This is a genomic window from Stenotrophomonas sp. HMWF003, assembly GCF_003061285.1.
In the GTDB taxonomy this organism is placed as follows: Bacteria; Pseudomonadota; Gammaproteobacteria; order Xanthomonadales; family Xanthomonadaceae; genus Stenotrophomonas; species Stenotrophomonas maltophilia_AP.
In genome coordinates this window covers 1-2,603 of sequence record NZ_QAIW01000166.1, presented here as the reverse complement: position 1 = coordinate 2,603, position 2,603 = coordinate 1, and the positions used below count along the sequence as shown (strand labels likewise).

General features: G+C 63.1%; 3 protein-coding genes. 2 read left to right on the top strand and 1 reads right to left on the bottom strand.

Features of this window, described 5'->3' with window-relative positions; translation table 11 throughout:
- On the bottom strand, positions 1–268 hold a 268-nt coding region (locus tag DBR34_RS21695; protein ID WP_219928226.1), incomplete at its 3' end, for a hypothetical protein.
- 16 nt (positions 269–284) lie between these two features.
- Here DBR34_RS21695 and DBR34_RS06910 point away from each other — a divergent pair.
- Together DBR34_RS06910 and groL are read left to right on the top strand one after the other, a co-directional pair.
- Positions 285–569, top strand: a complete 285-nt coding sequence (locus tag DBR34_RS06910) for a co-chaperone GroES (protein ID WP_038685917.1) — start codon at positions 285–287, stop codon at positions 567–569.
- A 111-nt stretch (positions 570–680) separates the two neighbouring features.
- On the top strand, positions 681–2,330 hold the full coding sequence (groL, locus tag DBR34_RS06905; protein WP_128096242.1) for a chaperonin GroEL: 1,650 nt from the start codon (positions 681–683) through the stop codon (positions 2,328–2,330).
- Positions 2,331–2,603 lie beyond the last annotated feature (273 nt).

Sequence of the window (2,603 nt, the reverse complement as noted above, 5' to 3'; positions counted from 1 at the left end):
GCCCCACCCCTACCAGCCCGGCGCGCCACGCCCGCAGACTCGAGGTGCAGTTGACCTTGACCTTGACCTTGACCTTGACCTTGACCTTGATCTTGCCTCGAGCCCCACCGGCCGCCGGCCGGAAAAATTTCTCCCTTGCCCCTTGAAAGGGAAGTGCCCAGCACCATCTCTGCTCTGTACCCGCACCGTCGGGTTTTTTCGTGAGCGTGGCTGGCAGTCGCCCTGTGCGAGTGCTAACATCGCCAGACTTTTCCAGACCAATCAACAACTTAAAAGGGTCTCACATGAGCATCAAGCCGCTTCATGACCGCGTCGTAGTCAAGCCGATCGAAGCCGACGAAATCTCGTCCGGCGGCATCGTGATTCCGGATTCCGCCAAGGAAAAGTCCACCAAGGGTGAAGTCGTGGCCGTCGGCCCGGGCAAGCCCCTGGACAACGGCAGCGTCCGCGCGCCGTCGCTGAAGGTCGGTGACAAGGTCATCTACGGCCAGTACGCCGGCAGCAGCTACAAGTCCGAAGGCGTCGAGTACAAGGTCCTGCGCGAAGACGACATCCTCGCCATCATCTGATGACGTAGAGCGGGGCTCTGCCTCGCTGCGCGGTAGCCGGACTGACCGGTCGACCGTATCCCCCATTCAAGCAGCCGGGCATCGCCCGGCTCTACAAAAAAGGTAATCGCAATGGCTGCCAAAGATATTCGTTTCGGTGAAGACGCTCGTTCGCGCATGGTGCGCGGCGTCAACATTCTCGCCAATGCCGTCAAGGCAACCCTGGGCCCGAAGGGCCGCAACGTCGTGCTCGAAAAGAGCTTCGGCGCCCCGACCATCACCAAGGATGGCGTCTCCGTTGCCAAGGAAATCGAACTGGCTGACAAGTTCGAGAACATGGGCGCGCAGATGGTGAAGGAAGTTGCTTCCCGCACCAACGACGACGCCGGCGACGGCACCACCACCGCGACCGTGCTCGCCCAGGCCCTGATCCGCGAAGGCGCCAAGGCCGTTGCGGCCGGCATGAACCCGATGGACCTCAAGCGCGGTATCGACAAGGCCGTCATCGCCGCCGTCGCCGAGCTGAAGAACATCTCCAAGCCGACTGCTGACGACAAGGCCATTGCCCAGGTCGGCACCATCTCGGCCAACTCGGACGAGTCGATCGGCAACATCATTGCCGAAGCCATGCGCCGCGTGACCAAGGAAGGCGTCATCACCGTTGAAGAAGGCTCGGGCCTGGACAACGAGCTGGACGTCGTCGAAGGCATGCAGTTCGACCGTGGCTACCTGTCCCCGTACTTCATCAACAACCAGCAGTCGCAGACCGCTGACCTGGACGATCCGTACGTGCTGCTGCACGACAAGAAGATCTCCAACGTGCGCGACCTGCTGCCCGTGCTGGAAGGCGTCGCCAAGGCCGGCAAGCCGCTGCTGATCATCGCCGAAGACATCGAAGGCGAAGCGCTGGCTACCCTGGTGGTCAACACCATCCGTGGCATCGTCAAGGTCGTGGCCGTCAAGGCACCGGGCTTCGGCGACCGTCGCAAGGCGATGCTGGAAGACATGGCCGTGCTGACCGGCGGCACCGTGATCTCCGAGGAAATTGGTCTGTCGCTGGAAAAGGCGACGATCAAGGACCTGGGCCGCGCCAAGAAGGTGCAGGTCTCCAAGGAAAACACCACCATCATCGATGGCGCCGGCGAGAAGGCCAACATCGAAGCGCGTGTCACCCAGATCAAGACCCAGATCGAAGACACCTCGTCCGATTACGACCGTGAAAAGCTGCAGGAACGCGTGGCCAAGCTGGCCGGCGGCGTTGCCGTGATCAAGGTCGGTGCCTCGACCGAAATCGAAATGAAGGAAAAGAAGGATCGCGTCGACGACGCCCTGCACGCGACCCGTGCAGCCGTTGAAGAAGGCGTGGTCCCGGGCGGCGGCGTCGCGCTGGTCCGTGCCGTCACCGCGCTGAGCGGCCTGAAGGGTGCCAACGAAGACCAGAACCACGGCATCCAGATCGCCCTGCGCGCGATGGAAGCCCCGCTGCGCGAAATCGTGGCCAACGCCGGCGAAGAGCCGTCGGTCATCGTCAACCGCGTCAAGGAAGGCAGCGGCAGCTTCGGCTACAACGCGGCCACCGGCGAATTCGGCGACATGCTGGAATTCGGCATCCTGGACCCGACCAAGGTGACCCGTTCGGCGCTGCAGAACGCGGCCTCGATCGCTGGCCTGATGATCACCACCGAAGCCATGGTTGCCGAAGCCCCGAAGAAGGATGACGGCGCTGGCGCAGCGGGCGGCGGTATGGGTGGCATGGGCGGCATGGGCGGCATGGACTTCTGATGTAGAGGCCGGCCATCGGTCGGCACACATCGGAGCGGTCGGTACCAACCGTTGGTCGGTACCACCATCCGCCAAGGCAGTAGAAAAAACCCCGCCGGAAGGCGGGGTTTTTTTGTGCGTGGACTGCGGGCTCACAACGCGCTGGTCGGCGCCTCGACTTCTTCCTGCAGCCAACGCAGAAACGACGCGATGGCCGGGTTCTCCTCGGCGCCGGGCAGGGTGACGGCGTAGTACGCAAACCGCGTCGGCCATGGCTGATCCAGTACCACCGCC